Source organism: Bacillus sp. M13(2017) (genome assembly GCF_002218325.1).
Taxonomy (GTDB): domain Bacteria; phylum Bacillota; class Bacilli; order Bacillales; family Bacillaceae_G; genus Bacillus_A; species Bacillus_A thuringiensis_K.
Genome location: NZ_KZ268504.1, coordinates 71,740 through 95,760, shown reverse-complemented (window position 1 = coordinate 95,760; position 24,021 = coordinate 71,740). Strand labels below are relative to the sequence as shown.

The following is a 24,021-nucleotide window of genomic DNA, read 5'->3' as shown; positions in this document are numbered from 1 at the left end:
TCACTTTTACTATAAAATAGAAAATCCACAACTCTTGTAAATTTTCCATTTTTCACTATGACGCTAGCTTTATATATTAACCACCGATATGTGACATTTCAATTTTAGGTATTGTTTTCTTATTTGTATGATTTAAGCGTTCATCTGAATAACGATCTTCCCTATTATTCCATATATCGCGTACTACATCTGTAATGTCCTCATCTGTATGTTCAGAACGAAGCAATTCTCTTAAATCATTTCCTTTAGAAGCAAATAAGCAGGTATATAATTTTCCTTCTGCAGAAATACGAGCTCTCGTACATGAGGAGCAAAAAGAATCTGTTACCGATGAAATAATACCTATTTCCTCATCGCTTCCTATATAACGATACCTAGTAGCCACTTCACCAGAATAATTTGCTTCTATCCGTTCTAACGGCATCACTTTGTGAATTGTATTTACTATTTCTTGTTTAGAGACGACCTCTTTTAAATCCCAACCATTATAATTTCCAACGTCCATATACTCAATAAAACGAAGAATATGCCTGTTTTCCTTAAAGTATTGCGCCATCTGCAAAATGTCTTGTTCATTTTTCCCTTTTTGAACGACCATATTTATTTTAATTTTCATACCAACTTCAGCAGCAGCCTGTATTCCTTCCAGAACCCTTTGTACTTTGCTCCTATTACCATTTAAATAGAAAAACCGCTCTTCTTCTAAGGAATCTAAGCTAACTGTTACACGTGATAGTCCCGCCTTATATAAATCAGGAGCAAACTTTTTAAGTAACGATCCATTGGTTGTTAAACCGATATCTTCCACACCATCTATTTTATGAAGCCGCTCAATAAGCTTTGGAAGCCCTCTTCGAAGTAACGGTTCTCCGCCTGTAATTCGTAATTTTCTCACACCTAAAGAAACGAAAATACGAGTTATCCTTTCAATTTCATCAAAAGATAAAATTTTATCATTAGACAAAAACGAGTAATCAGGACCAAATATTTCTTCTGGCATACAATATCGACAGCGAAAATTACAGCGATCGGTAACTGAAATACGTAAATCCTTTAACGGACGTTGTAACTTGTCTAATGTGACAGATTTCATATTTATTGCCTCGCTTTTACTTATTTTATATTTAAAACACGCTCTGGATGCGTATATACATTTAAGGATTGATTCCGAATAAATCCTATTGTCGTAATACCTAAATCTTCCGCTAGTTGCAAAGCTAACTCAGTTGGAGCTGATTTTGATAGTATAATTTCACAACCGATTTTTGCAACTTTCAATAATATTTCCGAAGAAATACGACCACTAAAAACAATGATTTTATCTTTTATAGAAATATCGTTTCTTAAACAATAACCGTAAATTTTGTCCAGTGCATTATGCCTACCAATATCCATTCGGCTTAAAATAATACCATTCACATCACATAAAGCTGCATTATGAACCCCGCCAGTATGATGAAACGTATCCGCAGATTGCTGCATTTCTTTCATTAACCGAAAACAATCCTCTGCCGCAACCTGTACATGGACACCCTGCATTTTTTTTGCACTTAGTGCATCATTAGCAAAAACAAACCCTTGCCTACTCATACCACAACAAGACGTAATATATCGTTTATTTTGCATTTGTTCGTAATACGGATTTACTTTTGCCGTCGTGACATGTACAAATCCTTCTTTCTCTTGTACCCATATGTCATCAATATCTTCATACTTTCGAATGATTCCTTCAGATGCTAAGAAGCCTATTACCATATCTTCTATATATTCTGGAGTACTAACCATTGTAACAAACTCCTGTCCGTTCATTTTAATCGTGACTGGAAACTCTGTTACAATGCTGTCCTCTATATGTTTAAACGCCCCTTGTTCATAACGAAAGATTTCTCTTTCTACCTGTATCGGTTTCACGATCAGTATCCTTCTCTCACGTTATATTTTTATCAAAAACAAATACCGAAACTGCAATATCTTCTTCTACTTTCATATCTGAAAATAGGTTCACTAATTTCGCTCCAACAAGTTCCTCCAAATGTTCACGGGAATTCGCAGCATATACTTCTTGAATCATTTTCGTTCTAGCCATATGAACCATTTCCGCACCGTCCATCGTACTTGAAATGAATTTTTCAGTAGGTGTTAAGTTTCCATAAAGAGTCGCAATCGCCATGTTTTCTGCAAAAACAGTATGAATTCGTTCTGGCCCTTTTCCGAAAAGTTCCTTTCGAAGTTTTCGTATCATATCATTAAATTCATGTACTTTTTTTGACATACCATTATACCTCCCACAAACCTCATTTTACTTTATTATATATTTTACCAAAATGAGCCTTCCGCCCAAACTATTTCGTACAAACATTTGGGCGAAAAGGTTCACTTCATGAAACTTATTCTTCTTTTAATCCTTTTCCCATACCTTTTAAGAAATGAAGCCCAAACCCGATAGCACGGTTAATATCTGGGTCTTTCAATACTTTCATAAGATCGAATACCCCTACTTTTTTATTACTCTCTAAATGTTCATTACCTTTTTCTAGCCCTACTAATAAGCTACCTATAAGCTTTTTCGTAAGCTCCGGATCAAGTTCTGTTAAAGCACCCGCAGCCCCCATCATATTATTAATTAAATTTGTAACAGGCTCACGAGTCACTTGGCCAAGAACAATCTTTGCGATTGGTTCTTTCGCCTTTAGCATAGAATTAGCTGCTTCTAACATGCCAATATCATTCAATTCCCCTACTATATTAAACATTTGATTTAGAGCGTCTTCATTATTAGCTAGAAGCTCTTTTAAATCATCTAATTTTTTCTGTTTTATTTCTTCCTCAGTTAATTCTTGTTTTTGAATCATTTTTATAGGTGCAGCCATATTTTTCTCCTCCTACTTATCCGTTAAATGCACATACCCTGGACGTGCCCACTTACGATGTACCTCAATACCAGCTTGAGGATGACGTTTTTTATTACGCGGGTTCGCTTTTGGCATCGGATTTTCGCCATCAACTTCTAGCACTTCCATACGCACTTTCGTCTGTTTATAAGCAGGTGTGTTCGTACGCGTATCGACCGCAGGACCTGTTAAGAAATTAATCGCTGTTTCATTATCTGTAGAATTCATCGGTAAATATAACTCATTCGCTTTTACACGCTCTGTAACGAGTGCACGTAATTTTAACGCTCCAAACGGAGAAACAAGACGGACTAATGAACCAGTTTTCACTCCACGTTCTTTTGCAAGGTCTGGAGAGATTTCAACGAAAACACCAGGTACTTTCGTTTGAATACCTGTTGATTTATTTGTCATATTCCCTTCATGGAAATGCTCAAGCATACGACCGTTGTTAATGTGAAGGTCAAACTCAGCTGGAAATTCAGCTGGACGTACCCAGTCAGCAATCGCAAAACGAGCTTTTTTATCTGGGAAGTTAAATCCGTCTTGGAACAGAAGTGGTGTATTCGTTCCATCAAAACTTCCCCAATGGAAACTGTTCCACCCTTCAAGCACTTCATAGTTCGCTTGCGAGAACAATGGTGATAAACTTGCCATCTCAGCAAAGATTTCACTTGGGTGGCTATAATTCCAGTTTGCACCTAGTTTATTCGCAACTTCCTGGACGATCCACCAGTCTGGTTTCGCATCTCCTAGCGTAGGAAGAACTTGATATAATCTTTGGACACGGCGCTCTGTATTTGTGAAAGTACCTTCTTTCTCAAGAGATGGCGCTGCTGGTAATACAACATCTGCATATTGAGCAGTTTTAGAAAGGAAAACATCTTGCACAACGAAGAAATCAAGGCTCGATAACACTTCATGTACATGATTTGCATTAGAATCTACAAGAGCCATATCTTCTCCGACAAGGTACATTGCTTTCATTTTTCCTTCGTCAATTGCGTGAAGCATTTCAATATTATTAAGACCTGGTTCACTGTCAATTTTCACTCCGTAAGCAGTTTCAAATTTCGCACGTTCCATTTCGTTAGTAACGTGCTGATATCCTGGAAGCCATCCTGGTAAAGTACCCATATCACAAGCACCTTGTACGTTATTGTGACCTCGAAGTGGGTATGCACCTGCTCCTGGACGACGATAGTTTCCTGTTGCAAGAAGTAAGTTTGAAATTGCAGCGGAAGTATCAGAACCACCTGTATTTTGCGTTACCCCCATACCCCAAAGGATACATGTACCATCTGCATCACGAATCATTTCAGCCATTTGAATAAGTGTTTCTTTTGAAATACCTGTTACTTCTTCTGCATATTCAAGTGTATATTCTTCTAGGCTTTCTTTGAAATCTTCAAAGAAGTTTACATTCTCATTAATGAATTCCTGATTATGCCAACCTTGATCAATCATATATTTCGTAACAGCCATTAACCAAACTTGATCTGTTCCTTGTTTTGGACTAATAAAGACATCTGATCGCTCTGCCATTTCGGTTTTACGAAGATCGGCCACAATTAACTTTTGTCCGTGTAATTTATGTGCACGTTTAATACGTGTAGCTAGAACAGGATGACCTTCTGTCGGATTACATCCTACAATAATAACAAGACCAGATTGCGCAATATCTTTAATCGTTCCGGCATCACCGCCCATACCAATTGTACGGAACAAACCATCCGTTGCTGGTGATTGGCAATAACGTGAGCAGTTATCAATATTATTCGTTCCAAATACTTGTCGAGCTAATTTTTGAATTACATAATTGTCTTCATTTGTAATTTTAGAGGAAGAAATAAATCCGATAGAACCTTTACCGTACTCTTCTTTAATAGCGCCTAATTTATTTGCAACTACATTCAGTGCTTCTTCCCATGTAGATTCAACAAACGTTCCATTTTTACGAATTAAAGGTTTTGTTATTCGTTCTTTAGAATTTACGAAATCCCAACCAAATTTCCCTTTTACACAAGTGGAAATTGCGTTAACTGGTGCATCTGAAGATGGCTGTACTTTAAGGATTTTACGCCCCTTCGTCCACACTTCAAATGAACAACCTACACCACAAAATGTACATACTGTTTTCGTTTTCTTCGTACGAGTATCACGCATGGCCGCTTCCACTTCTGATACCGCAAAAATACCGCTATATCCAGGCTCAACTTCTTTAATTAAATCTACCATCGGTTCAAGAATATCTGGTTTCAATCCCGTCATAAATCCAGCTTCACCGAGCATCGTTTTCTCCATTAAAGCGTTACAAGGACAAATCGTTACACATTGACCACAGCTAACGCATGAAGAATCATTAATATTTACTCCTTCATCCCAAATAACTCGTGGGCGTTCCGCTTCCCAGTCTATCGATAACGTTTCATTTACTTGTAAGTTTTGACACACCTCAACGCATTGACCGCATGCAATACATTGATTAGGATCATAGCGATAAAACGGATGCGTCATATCAACCTCACTTACATCTACTTTCGGTTCATACGGATATTTTTGATGTTCAATTTCCATTAATTCTGCTGTATTATGCAGTTTACAGTTCCCATTGTTGTTGTCACATACTGTACAGTATAATAAATGATTTTCTAGTAACCGATCCATCGCCTCTGTTTGTGCTTCTTTTGCGCGAACAGAAGCACGTTCAATGCTCATACCTTCCGTTGCTATCGTCGAACAAGAACGCATTAACTTTCCGTCAACTTCTACAATACAAGTGTCACATGTTTGAATAGGATCTACTTCTGGCACGTAACAAATTTGCGGATGTTCAATCCCGTTCTCATTCATAACACCCAATATCGTCGAACCAGGCTCCGCTGTATACTTTTTTCCGTCAATTGTAATATGAACCATGTTGTCATTCATGGTCTTTCCCCCTTTTTGAGAATAAAAAAACTCCACCACGAAAATATACGCACCACATTTTTGGCACGCTATCATCATGGTGGAGTAGTTTATTAGCACATCTTGCTAAAATACCAATCCATTTATTCATAAATAAAACGATAGATTCATAACAGGTCATATCACGATTCCATCTTTAACACTATAATTATAGCGTTAAAGTTAAAAATATACAATATAAAATTTAAACTACGCATATGTCAGCTTGTAACTATCCATAATAACCCATATAAAACATAACAAGGAGTAAGCGAACAAATGGGGTCTTTTAATAAATGGATTCGTGGTGAAAAATCTTTTTCTACCCAAGAACAAGCTGATTACGCATTAAATAAATCTATCTCTTCTTCCCTTTCCCTTAATTTAAAGCACTTGTCCAAACTGTTTAGCGGTATTCCAGAATTAATAACACGCACTTTTCCATTAAAAAACGGACAGGAAGCTGCACTTATATATATGGAAGGACTTGTAGACAAAACTGTTATTAACGTAAACATTCTTCGTCCTCTCTTATTTAAAGAGTGGAATGAAGACGATTTTTGGGAAGCTTCTGTTTCTATCGGAAATATAAAAAAAGTTCAACAGTGGACAGACATTGAACAATCTCTTTTACACGGCAAAAGTATTTTATTTATAAACGGGCAACTATCCGCTTTAGAGCTTGATACGCAAGCGGCACCAAAAAGGAGTATTGAAGAACCTACAACAGAGAGCTCCATAAAAAGCTCACACGAAGGATTTAATGAAGTAGCGAGCGACAGCCTTGCACTTATTCGTCGATATATTCCAAATCGCGAATTGAAAGTGAAGGAATTCACTGTTGGTGAACGAGCTACTTCAAAGATTTTTTTGCTTTATCTAGCAGATGTTGCGAACGAAAATGTCGTAAAAGAAATGGCATCCCGTATCGAGTCAGTAACAGTTGATGCGATTCTTACTACTGGTGAATTAGAGGGGTTTGTTGAAGATAATTCCTTTACTCTCTTTCCACAATTATCAATAACTGAACGCCCTGACACAACAGCACATCATATTCTTGATGGGCGAATTGCCGTTGTTGTAGATCGCTCACCAGGCGTATTAATAGGACCTATGACCTTTTCATCCTTTTTTCAGACGATAGATGATTACAGCTTCAGACCTATGATTCCATCTTTTATACGACTCCTTCGTTTCACTGGACTATTTATTGCAATATTTGCTCCTGCTCTTTATATTGCTATGATTTCCTTCCATTATGAAGTGATTCCGCTCAAATTGTTGTTAACGATTGGAGAATCTCGAGCCAAAATTCCTTTCCCCCCCATATTAGAAGCTTTATTAATGGAATTAGTTCTCGAAATGCTCCGAGAAGCAGCGATTCGGCTCCCTGGACCTGTTGGACAAACAATCGGCGTCGTAGGAGGAATTGTAATTGGACAAGCTGCGGTTCAAGCTGGGATTGTTAGTAACGTTATGGTTATCGTCGTATCAATTACTGCGGTTGCCTCTTTCATTATTCCCAACTTAGAAATGTCAGCAGGAATTCGGCTTCTTCGATTCCCAATGATGATAGCCGCCTCTTTATTTGGCGTCATTGGAATTATGGTTGGAATGGCAATTATTATCATCCATATTCTTTCTATGGAATCACTTGGTGTGCCATATGGTAGTCCTTTTTCTCCGTCATATGCTTCGGATTTAAAAGATACCCTTGTACGTTTCCCATGGAAAATTATGAAGAAACGGCCACTATCTCTACAATTAAAACAAGATAACCGGCAAAGAGATGTTGAGGAAAAGGAGAAGAATAAGTGACAAAACGTACAAAGAGGGAGATCACTTTATTTCAATACATTTTAACGATTAGTGGTGTTCAAGTAGGATTCGGTGTCCTTACACTTCCGCGTGAAGTTGCACAAGGTGCGAATACAGATGGCTGGATGTCTATTATTATCGGATGCGCTATCACTACTTTAGTCAGTTTATGTATTGTAAAAATTATGGAAAAGCATCCTGGATATACTTTACTTCATGTGCTGACTCGTTATCTTGGAAAATGGTTAGGAAGAGTAGGAATGATTTTTTGGATTTTATATGCTGTACTTGCAGCAGTTTCCTTAGTTTTTTCCCTCCTGTATGTTATTCACATTTGGATTTTACCTAGATCTCCTATGTTTTTAATTATGATTTTGCTTTCTATTCCAATGCTTATGCTTGCATGTAAAGGTGTACTTATTATTAGTCGCTTTGCCGTTTTCACTGTAATTTTTACCCTTTGGATGCCATTACTATTATTTATTCCTCTTAAAGATGGTCATTGGATATATCTTCTTCCCTTTCTAAAGGAAGGATGGATACCAGTTGTAACCACAGTGAAATCAACTATCATTGCGTTTCTCGGATTCGAGTTTGCATTCGTCCTTTATCCCTATCTAACTAACAAATCAGCTGCAAAAAAAGGAATCGTTATTGCAAATATGATTACTTTATTTGTTTACCTACAAGTTACGTTCGTTTCTTTCGTTTATTTTAGCCCGGATGGTATAACGAAATTTTTATGGCCGACTCTTTCTCTTGTTACACCATTTCACTTTTCATTTCTGGAACGATTTGAAATTATCTTTTTATCATTTTATCTCTTCATTATTTTCGATTCTTGTATTCCTTATATTTTCACTGCTTCAGATGGAATCAATCAATTACTTAACAAAAAAGGGAGTCCATTACCTGTTTGGATTTTATTATTCGGGTGCATTTTCGTTCTATTCTTTTATATCCCTTCCTCTTACCAAATAAGTGCGTTGCGAGAATTTTGGGGAACTGCCAGTTATTTTATCGTTTTTCTATTCCCAGTCGTATTTCTCTTATACATGACACTTTATCAGCATTGGAAAAGGAGCAAAATTTAAATGAGGCGCTTTATTCATTTCACTATACCTTGCTTTCTCATAACCTTATTAACAGGCTGTGGAGACCGGCTAGACTTAGAAAAACAATCTATTTCATTAATTTACGGTTTTGACGCAAAAGCAAAAGGAAAATTAATTGTGTACCACGTAAACCCTACTTTTAATGAAGACGTAGAAAAAAAGTACGAAACACATGAAGCAAAAGTGCGTACACCTCGAGAAGCAAAAGCAACGTTTAATAGTTCAAGTGGCGGTTTAGTATCTACAGAAAAGTTACAGCTCATTTTATTTAGCACAAATTTTTTAAAACAAGAAGGGGCTATGCCTTACCTTGATGTTTGGTATCGCGATCCTAAAAATACCGGAAACATGCGCATGGTCGCAGTAGACGGTCCAGTTTCTTCAGTTATATATAATAACTTTAAAGATAAACCTGCCCTTCCCGAGTATTTAACAGATTTAATTAATACAAATAAATTATACAATCGGACAGTTTTCACACCATTTCATGAATTTCATAGGCAAACGTTTAATAAAGGTATAACACCTGCTATTTCAGAAATAAAAAAAGGAAAAAAAGATGTTATCGTTACAGGCTCTGCACTATTAACTTCTCGCGGAATTTATAAGATGTCTTTAAATCGTTATGAAAGTGCCCTTTTGCTTATGTTGCAAAAGAAAGCTAATATACCCGTTTCACTTACAATGAAAATTCCGTCTCATTCAGTTGAAAGTAATAGTCATCTAAAAGATACAGAAGGTGACGATTTCGTAACAATAAACGTTCTTAGCATGAATCGTGATATCCGTACAGACTATAGCGATAACCACTTCAAATTTAATGTTAAAATGGATTTAAAAATTGCCGTATCTGAACTTACATTCAACATGGATATAGACAAAGATAGAAAGAAATTAACTTCTCTCATTGCAAAACAACTAAACAAAGATTTAAACGATTTAATCCACAAAATCCAAAAACAGCAACTCGATCCATTCGGGTTTGGTGATTATGCGAGAGCATTTCAATATAAAGAATGGAAAACAGTTGAAGATGATTGGCCGAGTGCCTTTTCAAAAGCTAATGTGAAAGTGGCACCAACTATTAAAATTTTAGAAAATGGGATTATTAAATAGCAAAAACACACTACTTACTCTTATACGTTTAAAGAGCAAGTAGTGTGTTATCATTTTTATTTTGAAGCTTCCTATGCAGTTACGCTTCTGTTTCTTGTTCTTCGTTTTCCGCTTGTTCCAACCTTTGCTGTTCTGCAAGTTCGGCTGAAATCATTCCATAATAAATTTCTGGATACAATCCAAATATTTGATATACACTTCCTAAAAACGGCATCGGAATCCCTCTTTTCTAAAGTTGTATTGCCACTTTTAAGGATTCCCTTTTCATTCATTAAACATTCGTTTTTGATGTTTCCTCCTCATCATGAACACTTAATAAATTTTGCCACTTTTTATACGGTGCACTATTTGGGTCTACATAACCTTTCGCGTACGAACGATCCCACAATTGTTTAATAAACATTTCTTTCTCTTTCTTTGCAACCATATCGGCACCTGTACCGTAATAGTTTTGGAAATATAACTCAATTTCATCAAGGAATAGCCTCAATAATTCATCAGAAGTTTCTTCTAACGTTGGGTCATATTTCGCTTCACGGTCATACATTAAAATCATATCTAAAATATTATGGACATGCTCTTTACGAAGCCATCTAATATCTTGAGCACCTAATACAAACGGATGTGTATATAAATGTCCACCTTGTATCATCGCCTTCTCTTGTTCTTCTTCAAACCTGGACAAGATGTTTTCATAAATAAATGGGTTATGAAGCAACGCTCTGTGTAATTTATAACTTTCGCTTGAAATATTTTTCCCCATCGACTGAATTAAGAAGCTACGTCCAACGCCATTATATTGATACACAAACTGGCCATCAACAGCAACTAAACTAATCCAGCGATACATATACGCGTATAGTAGAGCACGATTACATTTATCGTAATCTAACTTCGTTTGCGTTGCATTTAAGTCTGGCATGAAGGCTGGTAAGTGCCAATACTTATCTAAATGCGGCGTTAAACTAGATTTTTTACTATTCAACTTGTTCACTCGGCGATAGTAAGACTGAAAATAATCACCTTTATCATTCATAAATCCATTTGCAATATGCCCAGACGAAAGCTTAGGAAAGTCTTGCAGTGATAAACCGTAATGTGCACGATAGCAAATGACTTCAAATGGTGAAAAAGCTTCATGTACTGTATCTTTTTCTTTAAACATTTCTTGCATTAATTCCTCTTGCAATTCTTTCTTTAAAGATGGGTGTATACCCCAATATTGTAATTCCCTATGATGCGAAACTTTCGGAACGAATGGACTTGCTAAATGGAACAAGTCTTCAATTTTTTCACGAACATATTCATCACGATCACGATTCTTATAATCCGCTTCTTTTCGTAATGCTTCAACGATGTTCAGCTCTAATTTATCGCGATAGCGTATTTGTAACTCATCGTAACAATAGTTTAGTATGTGCTCACGATAAAAGTCTTCTACCTTTTTCGATTGAATCTCTTCTGTTTTCGCATCCCGGCAATATTCCCCGTATAAGCTCATATAAATTTCCGCACATATATCTTTCGGTAATACACCTAAATTTAAATGTTGTTGCATATCTTGCCATATCTTTTCTTGCAACTTCTCTTCAGCTAATACGTATACATTCGTTGGGTTTGTTTTCCCTTCAAATTCCTTGCTTCGTTTTTGAATTTCAAACAGTAAATTTTCACGTGTTTCATGTAAATTATCAAAAAATCTTTCCCAATATTGAATCATTTTGTTAACTGCTTGATATAGCGATTGATAAACGAGTTCTAATAGCATTTCTTTACGGTATTCGTTTAATTTGTGTACGTACTGCGTTACAATATCTTCAAATTCCTTTTTAAATAAACGCTGCTGGTTATTAATCATTTTTCCAAACCAGCCTTGTTGCTGCGCAATTTCTACTCGGCGTACAGCTGTTACCGTTCCATCAATATTACTCACATTAAATTTCTTATCGTAGTTTTGAATTAAATTACGCTTTTGTTCATTATTTTCATGTAGTCGATTCATTTTTTCGACTAACTGCTTTCGAATTTCATATAACATAAAACGAGCTGCTACTGGGTGAACTGGATCTGTTTTCTTTAAAAACCATGTATTTAATTGATAGGACTGCCCTTCAGAACCACTTGGTGAAAAGCGGTCTGATTCAATCATGTCATATAAAAGTGTCGTTACATGTTCATGTACACGGCTCGGAATCGCATACGCATATAAACGAACCGCATGATCCACTCTTGCCACTTCACCTTTCATTTGTTCCATCATTTTCAGTTTCGTAGCTGAAATTTTACACTCATGTTGCAGACGATTTAATTCCTCATCTTTTTGCACCGTTCGTTGTACATAACTTTCTACAGCTTCTAAAAACAGTTTTGATTTCGCAACTCCGAGCTTACCACCCTCTGCTCCTTCACGTGTTTCATTGTACATTTGTCTATAGAAAATATGAGCTTGCTCTGGACGGGTAGCAAGATGCTCCAAGTCCTCTAAATAACTTTTACCTCTTTCCGGCTTTTCACGTTGCATCCCACGTTTTACATCTTGATCGTATCTTTGCTTCTTCTCTTGAAACAGTTGATCTAAATGAAGCCACGATTCATCTAAACCTTGCACCGCCCATTTTAAAGCACAATATTTTAACACATGTTCATATGGATAAATGAGTTTTGCCGTTCCTGCCCCGCAATATCGTCCTTTTCCGCTTGATTCTGCTAATTGCTGAATTTGATTGTCTTCCTGTGCAAAATGACTTGTGGACATCGGGCTAAATAACTGTAAATAAATTGTATTTGCCATCTGTTCCATATAGTCTGATAAATTGTGTAAATGGTGTCCATGTAGGTTTTCGTAATCGTATAAGAAACAATAATTGTACGGTAAATGATGTTGTTTAATTGTATGATTCGTTCTTCCGTCTTCATCTACTTGATCAGGGCGATACTCTAATTCAATTGTTACACCGCCGCGTTTTGATAATTCTCCAGTAGACCCGAGCGTAATAGCATGTAATTCTTTTAACGATGCATAGCCATTTGCTTGCACCGTTTCAAATTCTTTCGCGCTAACTGTTCTCGTCTTTACTAAAACATCCGGCATTAAAAACGCACCGCGTATTAAAATGTTATGATGCTGCAATTTCTTCCGAAGCATTTCACGTAAATATAAAGCAATTTGCAGAAACATCCCTGAACCTGTTCCGCCTGCTAGTGATGTTACTATAATGACACGCACACCATATTCCGTTTGATCACTTGTAACCGGAAAAATTTTCTCGATTTCTTGCCAAAAAGACGTCAATTTATCTTCTTTCATCGCAGCACGTAACGCTAAACGTGAAATAACGCGTAACTGTCCTGCTCCTTCTGTTAATGGCTTATCAAGTATAGTCGGATCCATCGGAAACCACTCTGGGATCGTTGGATCTCCTGCAATATACTCCCTAGGCGTTTTACTAGAACTTGTTTGTGTCTTAAACTTTCGAATATGATCAAATTTACTTAATGTATTCACATCTGTATCAAATACGTGCATTGCTACCTTTTTTCGGCGCTCTTCAGGCAGTTTTTCATATATTTGATGCGTCACAGTACTACCGATTCCACCTAAACCAATTAATATTGTTGGAACTTGTAATGTCATGTGAACCACCTTCCTATTCTTGCTTGTTTGAAAAAAGGAGAAGAGAATCCATACTCCATCCCCTTCTTATCCCTACCCACTATTCACATTCGTACTTGTAAATCTCCTTACCATATCCTCTATCAATTAGTAAAAGTTCATTTGGATATAGTGTCTTATGTTCCATTCCTACTTCATCCTCTGTTATAAACATTCCATCAATAATCATTCCAACTACTTGTGATTCTTTCGCTACAAAGACAGATTTCGAACCTTTCTTCGCTATAAATGTAACGGATTGCACAGTTTTTCTTTCTGCTCTAAATGGGATACCAAAATAATGGTTCCACCATTTATTTCGAAGTAATTCTGGTTCAGATTGATATAGCCAATCTTTCGCTACCTCTTGATCCCATTCATAATACAGTAGTGCTTTCCTGTGAAATCTTGGCCGAACAATCCATCCTAAAACAATGATTCCTACTACTAGCAGTAATAAAGTGATAGGAATGACAAACTTAAAAATAAGCGCATATTTTTCATAAAACGGAGCATTTTGAATATGAAGTGATATTTTTTTCTTTACTTCTTGTAATTTTGAATCTTGCACTACGATGGTAGCTTCTATGGTGCCGGTATCTGTGAAATTGAATGTGTCGGAGTAATGAGGGCGAGGATAAATATAAATTTGATTACCATGTTGTTTTATTTCATAGTTGATTGATTGTTTAGATGTGACACCAGTAGATTTTAATAGTTTCTTTACAGCCTCTTCTGTCATCGGCTTACCATCTAACTGTGGTTGTATAATAAACGGTTTACTATTCTCTAAATTTGTTACTTTTTCTTCATAATCTTTCGTAATCGTTTGTAGTGATAATTTTGGTTTTTCCGTTACTTCGATTTTAAATTCTTTCGTCTGTCTGTAAAATCCCTTTATGTTCATATGAACTTTCCCACGCACTAGCCCTTTAGCAATCTTCATTTCGTAGTAAAATACATGTTTTTTATCGTCCCACTTCATCGGGTAGTGTTTTCCGTCTATTTCTAATTCTGCCTGAAAGTAAGAAGACTGAACTGGTAACTCCGTAGGCTTTGCTTCAATAACAGCAGTAACACCTTCGTACATTTTCTCTACATTTTTTTGACTACTATCATCTTTGTCATAAGTAGAAACCGTATAATTAAGCGCTGGTTCAACTAGTACTTGTAGTCCTTCTTTCTCAATGTCCTGGTCCACTTCTATCGTATAAGTTCCTGGTTTAATAACTTCCTCATTTTTCGTACTTATATGAACTATATTTCCGAACAATTTTGCTTCTCCTGGTGCATGTATGGAAAAAGAAGATTGTAATTGTAATGGTTTAGAAATTTGTGTGACCTGATAATCGAGCAGAGAAGGCGATTGTCGTACAAGCGTCATACGCTTTAACGGAAACGGTGTTGTAATCTCTACTCTTTTCCCAACTACTTTCGTTTTTACAATCGATTCAACAGAGGAGAATGGATCACGATTTGCAACTAATGCTGCCACTTGATTTACACTTTTTACAATGCCATCTTCTCCGCTTGACGGCATCGTAACACCATTTATCTCTTTCTTCCATATTTCCTTGAACGTATTTAGTTGTTCTTTTTCTTGTTGTCCTAAATCTTCTTCCATCGTAATTAAGACTGGATGTAACGATATCTTTTTTGCATCCATTTCTTTCTTAAACTGGGCTAATTCCCGCAAAATTTGTTCTTTTCCGCCAACCTTATCTTTCTCTAAATCATTAAATGCCCCGTCAGTTAATACAATAAGCCAAAATTCACGTTTTCCATCTATATCTGCTTCCTTTTTTATAGATTGCATCGCCGTTTCGACTGCGCTAAATGGAGTATTTAAATACGTTTTCCATTCTCCAATTCCCTCAATTTCTGTTTGCCTTTTATCCTTCGTTAACGAAATGTTTAATGTATCATTCGGCTTACTCATTGGAACGTAAGAAAATTTATCTTTTTCATCCAATAGCGCAACTAAACTTTGCAAAGCATAATTGGCATATTTCCAGCGATCGTTATTTCTCATGCTGCCCGAATCGTCATATACAAGTGAAACGACCCTTTCCTTTGCCTCCTCTCCTTTTGCAAAAGCTGATAAAGGTAAACATATAAATAGAAACAACATGAACGTGGCACAAATTCGGATTTTCATGATGAGGCTTCGCCACCTTTGTAGACAAATTCCTATGTTTAAATTTATGAGAGGAAACAAGATATATGACTTGTATTTTAGGACAACTAACCCACCATAACTTTATTATGTAAACAGACCATACACTTGGTAATATTCCTTCTAGCATTCTCTATCCAATTATATAAGTAAAAAAGCCTGTTTAAGCTCCACACTTAAAACAGACTTTTCCTACTTTTTATTTTAAAAACACTTAACAAAAAGTTTGATTTTTAACTAACACATCACTTCAATTGTAAATCCACCAGGTGCTTCCACATAAAACGTATACGCATGTGCACGTTTAGGAGCCTCAACCAAAAATCCATCTTCCTTCAATCTTTGATTTATCTTATCTACTTGTTCTTCACTTTCTTGTGGAAATCCTACATGAAATGTTTTTGGATAATGTACGTCTTTCCCTTTCATTAACGTTAATATAAACCCATCATTATCACGCATAACTGCAAAGCCATTTCCCCTTGTTCCGCTACAAGTTAAACTAAAATACCTCTCTAAAAACGCTCTAGATGCTGTTACATCTGTAACTGTTAAATTAAGATGTTTAATTCCCAATCCTTCACCTTCTTTCTCAATTTTCTAACATTTTATCATACAAATAAAAAACACGCCTTCCACAGCGTGTTTCATTGCTTTACATACACTTCAACAATCGGATTCTCTTTATGATCCGCATGCAAGCGTATATTCTCTTCACTTGTATTATAAATACTAGCTAATAACATTATCGTTAACACATTAGGTGTCTTCGCATCACTTCCGTATTTTCTCTCAAGCGCTTCCTTATATTCAAAATCTAAATCCCCCTGCATATATGTATACACTTCAAAACCATCTTCTAAATTGCAAACTACTGTATCAATAATATCTGCCCCTACTTGCTTCTTCATTTCCTCTCGCAACGCTTCAATAAATTCTTCCCACGGTACTTCGTATGTCTGAAACTGATCTGTAGATTTCATGCCTTTTCCTCCTTATATATCCTCTTCTTATATTTCCCCTTTCCTATAACAATTATGATAGATAGGGCATTCGTACAAGCCGCACTTGTCCCCCTTACATATCGTATTACTGTAATGCGGAAGGAGGAAAGAACATGCATAGACAAAAATGTTATGATACATGCCGACGTTACTTCGGAAAAGTTGTTCGGATTGAAGACCGTGATGGCCGTATACATTTAGGGAAAATAATCGATGTGACACAAAGCTCTGTATGGATTGAACCGGTGCAACAGCGCTCATCTTTTGATTCAGGATTCGGATACTACGACGCTTATGCAAACGGTGGTTGTGACCTTTGTGGAGGCCTTAGCAGGTGTGATAGTTGTGGATTCGGATGCGGTGGTGGATTCAGCAGCTGCGGATGTGGTGGTCGTGGTTGTAGTAGTTGTGGTTGCGGCGGCTGGGGAGGCGGCGGTTGTGGCTGGGGTGTTGAACTCGGATTTGGTTTCATCTTCGGAATTACATTAGCTGCATTATTTTTCATTTAACATAGTAAAGAGTTGGCTACCTTTAGCCAACTCTTTTTCTTTATTTTTCACATATAAAAATACGATGCCCTAAAATGTGTTGGTACATAAGCCGTACATTTTCATGCTGTACCCACGCCTCATATAACTCATTCGGAATATGTGAGGATACATTCCATTCTGGCTCTTCTACATAGCCAGAGATTGTTTCTGCAATCGTGCCACCACCAGCAATTGTAATTCTTTTAAAATTTGCTTTCTGAAATAATTGTACCCACTCCTTCTCAGTTAATAGTTCTTTCATGCCATATAATTGGGCGATTTTTTCTTCCTCACCCTTATCAATGTGCCTATCAATAATCATTTCAATGACAACAAGCTTACCGTCCTGCTGTAATACACGATAACACTCCGAGATAACCCTTTCTTTGTCTGTAAAAGCGATGATTGATTCTCCAAGTACGAACTCAAATGAGTTATTCAAACACGGTAAATGCTCTACATTTCCTTCAATTAATTGTATATCTAACCCTTCAAACAACCATCTATCTTTTGCCTTTTGAATCATAATTTCATTCTTTTCAACCGTTGTTACTTTATAACCAAATTCACTTGTCATATACGCCGCTGTTTTCCCCGTACCGCAACCTATCTCAAGGACATTCGCTCCATATTTAAAAGGCAGTTGTGCTAACAATTGTTTTGTTAACGTAAAGCCACCAGGATGAGCACTTCCTATTCCGTAATAAGCTAGGAAATCGATGTATGTGTTTCGTTTCATGGGATTCTCCCTTTTTCATTTTATATATTCGAGCACGGAAGAAAAGTGCATAGAAAAAAGGGCGTATTGTACGCCCCTCATCTTACTTATCCTCTGTAATATATGCCCATTTATAGCTGTAGTCTCCACCAACTGGATGGTGAACAATACCTTTTACTTTCTGTCTTTGAACGATAGCATCACCACGTTGATATAATGGTGCAATTACAGCATCATCAAGTAACATTTTCTCAGCTTTTAGTAAGCTATCCCAACGCTCTTTCGTTTTCGTTAATAGCTCACCTTTACCTTTTTGTACAATTTCATCATATTTTGGATTTGAATATCCAGTTTGGTTATGAGGACCATTTGTAACGAACATATCAATGAATGTCATTGGATCTAAGTAGTCAGGCCCCCAACCAGCGTAAGATAAATCATAATCTAGATCTGATTCTAATTTTAACTTTTGTTTAAATGGCTGGTTTTTCAAATTCACTGTTAAACCTGGTAAGTTTTTCTCAAGTTCTCCTTTTAAGAATTCTCCTACTTTTTTCGCACCATCACCATCATAGTTTAATAGTTCTACTGTAATTGCATCTTTTCCAAGTTCTTTTTTCGCTTTTTCCCAATGCTCTTTTGCTTTTTTCACATCTGTTTTTAAAATATCTCCATTTTCTTTACGGAAGTCTTTTCCATCTGGGCTCTTAGCAAATTCTTTTGGTACTAAATAATCTGCAGGTGTAGAACCGTCATTTAAAATAACGTTCGTTAAGCCTTTTTTATCATATGCCTTTGCAATCGCTAAACGTAAATCTTTGTTCTTTAATACTGTATCTTGCCCACCACGTTTTTGGTTTAAACGTAAGAAGAACGTTGATGGTGTTTTTTGTGTAAAGAAGTCAGGGTTTGATTTATATTTGTCAACAAATTCAGATGTAAGTCCTGAACGATCGATTTGTCCACTTTCATATAAGTTAACACGTGTACCGCTATCTTTTACTACGTCAAAGTTGATTTCATCTAACTTAACTGTTTTATTATCCCAATATTGTGCATTTTTCTTTAATTTCCATCCTTCTTCATGTTTCCAGTCTGTTAATGTAAACGGTCCGTTGTATAACGTCGTATCTGATTCTAAACCGTACTTTTCTCCTTTTTCTTTTACAAATTTCTCGTTTAATGGATAAAATGTTCCAAATGAAGTTAATTCTACAAAGTAAGGAACTGGATTTTCTAATTCTACTTCTAACGTATAGTCATCTACAGCTTTTACTCCTAACGTATCTAGTTCCGCTTTTCCTTCATTAATCGCTTGTGCATTTTTCAAATCAAACATAATGTATGCATATTCTGCTGCTGTATTTTTATCTACCGCACGTTTCCAAGCAAACACGAAATCCTTCGCTGTTACAGGCTCTCCATTTGACCATTTTGCATTTTTATTTAATGTAAATGTATATTTTTTACCATCATCACTCTTTTTATATGATTCAGCAACCCCTGGTGTTGCTTTATTATCTTTATCAAGTCGATATAAACCTTCCATTACGTTGTTTAAAGCTAGAAACGATACTTGGTCTGTCGCTTTAGCAGAGTCCATAGATGGAATCTCTTGAGACTCTGTTAAATTAAGTACTTGCTTCGCCGCTAGCTTTCCACCTTCTTTTTCACCACTTTTCGGTGTTGTGCTTGCCTTCTCTTTATCTCCTGATCCAGAGCAAGCTGTTAATGCCATACTCATTACTAAAACTGGTGCTACGACCGCTGTCAATTTTTTCATCTTTTTTCTCTTCATTTTTTTGTACCCTCCCCAATTATATGTACGATATTAACATTTAGAAATTCTCTACTAACTTTCGTTATCAGAAAATTCTTATTAATTAATATTCTACTGTTTTTTTGGATTTTGTAAAGTATTTTTGTAAATTTTCTAAATATTTATTTTTTTGTTATAGTAACTTGTTGTTTTAACTACTATATGAATTACCCCCGTCTACTATATGTAAACATCCTTCCCCTTATTCCAATCTATTACTACGTTCTATATTTTTCTTATTAGCATGAGGTCTCTTACTATCATCTGTCTTACTACTTACTGACCTCTCTAAATCCCTCCGATAGAACCTTCCTAATTACCTACCCGATTCTCAATAGGCTAACGAGATTTATTCCCTTATACATACTAAAAAGCATTTCAAAAGCAGCTCAGCCACTTTTGAAATGCTTTCACTTTATTTTTTTCCGCCATCCTCAGTTACATACGCCCACTTAAAGCTATATTCTGGACTGATGTTATGTTTCACAATTCCTTTTACATTCGGTTTCATTACATACGATCTTCCTGTTTGATATAAAGGAACTAACCCTGCATCTTCTTCAAGGAATAATTTTTCAGCTTTCCCTAACGTTTCCCAGCGTTTTTTCGCATCACTCATTAATTCATTACCTGCTTTTCCTACCATTTCATCGTATTTTGGATTTGAATAACTCATTTGGTTGTACGGGCTCTTCGATTCAAACATATCAATAAATGTCATTGGATCCGCATAGTCTGGACTCCAACCAGCATAAGAAATTTCATAATCTTGCGCAGTTTCTAATTTTAATTTTTGTTTGAACGGCTGAATTTTCGTATTAATCGTTACACCTTTTAAATTTTTCTCAATTTGATCTTTTACATAGTCAGCAATCTTTTTCGCAGTTCCATCATCATAGCTTAGCAATTCAATTGTAACTTGATCTTTTCCAAGTTCTTTTTTCGCTTCTTCCCATGCTGCTGCTCCTTTTTTCGGATTATATTTCAGACCATTTTTAAATGTATCTTGATAATCTTTATCATCTGGCCCTGTCGCAAGTCCTTTTGGAACCAATTGATCTGTTGCTTTTGATCCATTATTTAAAATTACATTTGCCAATCCTTTTTTATCAACTGATAATGCAATTGCTTCACGAAGTTTTTTGCTCTTTAAAGGCGTATCTTGTCCGTTACGTTTTTGATTTAAACGTAAGAAGAATGTACTTGATTCCGCATACTCACCATATTCTTCTTTGTTCGATTTATATTTATCTACAAACTCTCCTGATAGTAATGTAAAATCAATTGATCCTGTATCATATAAGTTTACTTTCGTTGCAACCTCTTTTACTACACTATAGTTAATTTCTTCTAATTTCACAGTCTTTTTATCCCAGTACTTATCATTTTTCTTTAGCTGCCAACCTTGTTCATGTTTCCATGAAGACATAACGAATGGACCGTTATACACAGTTGTATCTGCTTCTAAACCGTACTTATCACCTTTTTCTTTTACGAATTTTTCATTTAATGGATAGTATGATGGGAATGCTAATAAATTTAAGAAATACGGTACCGGTTTTTCTAATTCTACTTCTAGCGTGTAATCATCTACCGCCTTCGCTCCTAATTCAGTTACAGGTTTTTCTCCTTTATTAATCGCTTCTGCATTTTTAATATAGTAAGCAATAAATGCATATTCTGCCGCAGTATTCTTATCAAGTAAGCGTTTCCATGCGAAAACGAAATCTTTCGCTGTTACAGGATCACCATTTGACCATTTTGCATCTTTTCGCAGTTTAAACGTATACTTTTTACCATCTTCACTTTTCGTACTAGACTCTGCCGCAGCAGGAATTGGCTTATTATCTTTATCAAGACGATATAGGCCTTCCATCGTGTTCCCTAAAATTTGCGAACCTAATGTATCAGTAGATTTAGAAGTATCCATCGTCGGAATTTCTTGGTTTTCCGTACGATTTAATACTTGTTTCGCTGCATATTTAATATCAGATTTTTTTTCTTCCCCACTATTTGATGTAGTAGTCGTTTTCTTTTCCCCACCTGCCCCAGAACATGCTGTCAATGCAACACTCATCGCTAAAACTGGTACTACAACTGCCGTTAACTTTTTCATCTTTTTTCTCTTCATTTTTATACCCTCCCTAATTATATGTACATTACCAATCCTTGAGAGACCCCTTACTAAAGATTTATTTTTCAGAAAATTACAACTAATGTTATTCTACTCTTTTTTTCGTACTTGTAAATAGTTTCATTTTAAATATTCTTATTTTTTAATTTAGTAGGATTTATCCCCCATCTACTATATGTACATACTATACACCTTATTCGCCTCTATTTAACCACACTAAAAATTAGTATTTTAAGCTCACAAAAAAAGCATTTAAAAGTAGCTAAGCCACTTTTAAATGCTTTTTCAACTCTATTATTTTTCAGTCACATATGCCCACTTAAAGCTAAATTCTGGACTGATATTATGTTTTACTACTCCCTTTACATTTGGTTGTAAAACATAAGAATCTCCTCGTTGATATAAAGGTACAATCGCTACATCTTCTTCAAGTAATGTTTTTTCAGCTTTTCCTAACTCTTCCCAACGTTTTTTCGCATCGCTCATTAATTCCGTTCCAGCTTTTTTCACCATGCCGTCATATTTAGGGTCAGAGAAGCTCATTTGGTTATGAGAATGTCCAGTCTCAAACATATCTAAGAACGTCATTGGATCTGCATAATCTGGATTCCAACCACCGTATGAAATATCATATTGTTGCTCAGATTCTAATTTTAGTTTTTGCTTAAATGGCTGAAGTTTAATGTTAACTGTTACACCTTTTAAGTTCTTCTCAATTTGGTCCTTAATATATTCTCCAACTTTTTTCGCATTACCAGTATCATAGTTTAAGAATTCAATTGTAACTTGGTCTTTACCTAGCTCTTTTTTCGCTTCTTCCCAAGCTGCAGCAGCTTTTTTAGCATTTGGTTTTAAACCATTCTTAAACGTTTCTTGGAAGTCTTTACCGTCTGGTCCAGTTGCTAAACCTTTTGGTACTAAGAAGTCAGCTTCTTTTGATCCATCATTTAAAATTACGTTTGCTAAATTCTTTTTATCAACTGATAGTGCAATTGCTTCACGTAACTTTTTACTCTTTAATGGTGTATCTTGTCCATCACGTTTTTGGTTCATACGAATGAAATACGTACTCACTTGTGAATATGTTCCGAATTCATCTTTCTTATTTCTGTATTTATCTACGAACTCTCCAGTTAATAAAGCAAAGTCAACTTGACCGCTATCATATAAATTGATAAGAGTTGCTGGTTCTTTAACAACACTGAAGTTAACTTCTTCAAGTTTTACAGTCTTTTTATCCCAATATTGATCATTTTTCTTTAATTGCCATCCTTGTTCATGCTTCCAATCTTTAAGAACGAACGGTCCATTATAAACTGTTGTATCAGACTCTATACCGAACTTCTCCCCTTTTTCTTTTACGAATTTTTCATTTAATGGGTAGTACGATGGGAATGCTACTAAGTTTAAGAAGTACGGTACCGCTTGCTCTAATTCAACTTCAAGCGTAAGATCATCTACCGCTTTCACTCCTAATTCAGCTACAGGTTTTTCACCTTTATTAACCACTTCTGCATTTTTAATTGGGAATGCGATAAATGCATACTCAGCAGCTGTTTTTGGATCTAATAGACGTTGCCAAGCATATACGAAATCTTTCGCCGTTACTGGATCTCCATTTGACCATTTTGCATCTTTACGTAGTTTGAACGTATATTTTTTACCATCTTCACTTTTCGTGCTAGATTCTGCTGCAGCTGGAATAGGCTTATTATCTTTATCAAGACGATATAATCCTTCCATCGTATTCCCTAGCATTTGTGAAGATACTGTATCTGTTGATTTAGAAGAATCCATCGTTGGAATCTCTTGGTTTACTGTTCGATTCAACACTTGTTTTGCCGCCAATTTTCCCTCTGACTTGCTATCTCCACTTGAGTTTGTGCTTGTCTTTTTATCTCCGCCTGATGTAGAACATGCTGTTAACGCCATGCTCATTGCTAAAACCGGTGCTACAACTGCTGTTAGTTTTTTCATTTGTTTCTTTTTCATTTTGTACCCTCCCTAATTCTTAACGATAGCTATTAAAGAATTTTCTGATAATTCTGTTTTTCTCTATATATTTATCAGACGATTCTTACTAATTCTTATTCTACTAA

General features: G+C 35.9%; 18 protein-coding genes. 4 read left to right on the top strand and 14 right to left on the bottom strand.

Features of this window, described 5'->3' with window-relative positions; translation table 11 throughout:
• Positions 1–76: 76 nt before the first annotated feature.
• From moaA to fdhF, 5 genes are all read right to left on the bottom strand, one after another.
• On the bottom strand, positions 77–1,093 hold the full coding sequence (gene moaA, locus CGQ22_RS14140) for a GTP 3',8-cyclase MoaA (protein WP_000844116.1): 1,017 nt from the start codon (positions 1,091–1,093) through the stop codon (positions 77–79).
• 20 nt (positions 1,094–1,113) lie between these two features.
• The gene (gene fdhD / locus CGQ22_RS14135; protein ID WP_000802676.1) at positions 1,114–1,911 is read right to left on the bottom strand and encodes a formate dehydrogenase accessory sulfurtransferase FdhD; all 798 of its coding nucleotides are present in this window, start codon (positions 1,909–1,911) and stop codon (positions 1,114–1,116) included.
• A 16-nt stretch (positions 1,912–1,927) separates the two neighbouring features.
• A complete protein-coding gene (locus tag CGQ22_RS14130; protein WP_000039582.1) occupies positions 1,928–2,272 on the bottom strand; it encodes a Na-translocating system protein MpsC family protein in 345 nt (114 codons plus the stop codon).
• 115 nt (positions 2,273–2,387) lie between these two features.
• Positions 2,388–2,870: a helical membrane plugin domain-containing protein gene (locus tag CGQ22_RS14125; RefSeq protein ID WP_000729889.1), complete on the bottom strand. Its 483-nt coding sequence runs from the start codon at positions 2,868–2,870 to the stop codon at positions 2,388–2,390.
• Between the two features lie 12 nt (positions 2,871–2,882).
• On the bottom strand, positions 2,883–5,822 hold the full coding sequence (gene fdhF / locus CGQ22_RS14120) for a formate dehydrogenase subunit alpha (RefSeq protein WP_061884473.1): 2,940 nt from the start codon (positions 5,820–5,822) through the stop codon (positions 2,883–2,885).
• Positions 5,823–6,119: 297 nt separating this feature from the next.
• Between fdhF and CGQ22_RS14110 the strand changes: the two genes are divergently transcribed.
• Genes CGQ22_RS14110 through gerSC form a run of 3 tightly spaced genes read left to right on the top strand, consistent with a single transcriptional unit; the run spans position 6,120 to position 9,889 of the window.
• On the top strand, positions 6,120–7,658 hold the full coding sequence (locus tag CGQ22_RS14110; protein WP_089148867.1) for a spore germination protein: 1,539 nt from the start codon (positions 6,120–6,122) through the stop codon (positions 7,656–7,658).
• Positions 7,655–8,752 carry an endospore germination permease gene (locus CGQ22_RS14105; RefSeq protein WP_000167005.1) on the top strand — a complete coding sequence of 366 codons (1,098 nt, stop codon included), beginning with the start codon at positions 7,655–7,657 and terminating at the stop codon, positions 8,750–8,752. Before CGQ22_RS14110 ends, CGQ22_RS14105 begins: the two co-directional genes overlap by 4 nt.
• Positions 8,753–9,889, top strand: a complete 1,137-nt coding sequence (gene gerSC / locus CGQ22_RS14100; RefSeq protein ID WP_046945593.1) for a spore germination protein GerSC — start codon at positions 8,753–8,755, stop codon at positions 9,887–9,889.
• Between the two features lie 79 nt (positions 9,890–9,968).
• Here gerSC and CGQ22_RS14095 read toward each other — a convergent pair whose 3' ends face one another.
• The 5 genes from CGQ22_RS14095 to CGQ22_RS14075 all read right to left on the bottom strand — a co-directional run bounded on the left by CGQ22_RS14095 (position 9,969) and on the right by CGQ22_RS14075 (position 16,700).
• Entirely contained in the window at positions 9,969–10,103 is a 135-nt protein-coding gene (locus tag CGQ22_RS14095; RefSeq protein WP_001116180.1) for a phosphonate ABC transporter permease, read from the bottom strand.
• A 57-nt stretch (positions 10,104–10,160) separates the two neighbouring features.
• Positions 10,161–13,523 carry a tubulin-like doman-containing protein gene (locus CGQ22_RS14090; RefSeq protein WP_046945594.1) on the bottom strand — a complete coding sequence of 1,121 codons (3,363 nt, stop codon included), beginning with the start codon at positions 13,521–13,523 and terminating at the stop codon, positions 10,161–10,163.
• Between the two features lie 79 nt (positions 13,524–13,602).
• Positions 13,603–15,699: a vWA domain-containing protein gene (locus CGQ22_RS14085; protein ID WP_046945595.1), complete on the bottom strand. Its 2,097-nt coding sequence runs from the start codon at positions 15,697–15,699 to the stop codon at positions 13,603–13,605.
• 255 nt (positions 15,700–15,954) lie between these two features.
• Positions 15,955–16,293: a VOC family protein gene (locus CGQ22_RS14080; protein ID WP_000511527.1), complete on the bottom strand. Its 339-nt coding sequence runs from the start codon at positions 16,291–16,293 to the stop codon at positions 15,955–15,957.
• Between the two features lie 71 nt (positions 16,294–16,364).
• Positions 16,365–16,700 carry a hypothetical protein gene (locus CGQ22_RS14075; RefSeq protein ID WP_089148866.1) on the bottom strand — a complete coding sequence of 112 codons (336 nt, stop codon included), beginning with the start codon at positions 16,698–16,700 and terminating at the stop codon, positions 16,365–16,367.
• A gap of 134 nt (positions 16,701–16,834) precedes the next feature.
• On the opposite strand from CGQ22_RS14075, the gene CGQ22_RS14070 reads away from it, so the two are divergent.
• Entirely contained in the window at positions 16,835–17,230 is a 396-nt protein-coding gene (locus tag CGQ22_RS14070) for a hypothetical protein (protein ID WP_000555000.1), read from the top strand.
• Between the two features lie 40 nt (positions 17,231–17,270).
• On the opposite strand, the gene CGQ22_RS14065 is transcribed toward CGQ22_RS14070, so the two are convergent.
• From CGQ22_RS14065 to CGQ22_RS14050, 4 genes are all read right to left on the bottom strand, one after another.
• Complete coding sequence (locus tag CGQ22_RS14065; RefSeq protein WP_000828257.1) at positions 17,271–17,990, bottom strand: class I SAM-dependent methyltransferase; 720 nt, start codon at positions 17,988–17,990, stop codon at positions 17,271–17,273.
• A gap of 82 nt (positions 17,991–18,072) precedes the next feature.
• Positions 18,073–19,767, bottom strand: coding sequence for a peptide ABC transporter substrate-binding protein (locus CGQ22_RS14060; protein WP_000823444.1), 1,695 nt, complete (start codon positions 19,765–19,767; stop codon positions 18,073–18,075).
• A gap of 436 nt (positions 19,768–20,203) precedes the next feature.
• Positions 20,204–21,919 carry a peptide ABC transporter substrate-binding protein gene (locus CGQ22_RS14055; RefSeq protein ID WP_131250023.1) on the bottom strand — a complete coding sequence of 572 codons (1,716 nt, stop codon included), beginning with the start codon at positions 21,917–21,919 and terminating at the stop codon, positions 20,204–20,206.
• A gap of 297 nt (positions 21,920–22,216) precedes the next feature.
• On the bottom strand, positions 22,217–23,914 hold the full coding sequence (locus CGQ22_RS14050) for a peptide ABC transporter substrate-binding protein (RefSeq protein ID WP_000730150.1): 1,698 nt from the start codon (positions 23,912–23,914) through the stop codon (positions 22,217–22,219).
• Positions 23,915–24,021: the final 107 nt, after the last annotated feature.